This is a genomic window from Streptomyces sp. NRRL F-5727, assembly GCF_000719555.1.
GTDB lineage: Bacteria > Actinomycetota > Actinomycetes > Streptomycetales > Streptomycetaceae > Streptomyces.
In genome coordinates, this window is sequence record NZ_JOGX01000177.1 from 1 (window position 1) to 298 (window position 298).

A 298-nucleotide genomic window follows, 5' to 3' on the forward strand; every position below is an offset into this window, starting at 1 on the left:
CTGGTACTCGGTGCGCAGCATGCCGTCCAGGCCGGCCGGGTCGGCGCCGCCGATCCCCCACTCCCGCCGCACCCGCGCGTGCCAGTACTCGGCCAGCGCCTCCGCCAACTGCACCGACAGGCCGTGGAGTTCGAGGTAGCCGCGGTAGGCGTCGGCGGCGAAGAGCCTGGCGGTCTCCTCGCCGATCCGCGATCCGACCGTGACGACCTGGAGGGCGACGGTGTCGACCTCCCCGGAGTCCTCGGCGCGGTGGAAGTCGGCGAGACAGAGGCGGCGGCCCCGCTGCTGGCGGGGGAAG

At 74.5% G+C, this 298-nt stretch carries 1 protein-coding gene; it reads right to left on the reverse strand.

Features of this window, described 5'->3' with window-relative positions:
* A partial coding sequence (locus tag IF73_RS38455; protein WP_037881941.1) for a vitamin B12 dependent-methionine synthase activation domain-containing protein occupies positions 1–298 on the reverse strand: 298 nt, incomplete at both ends.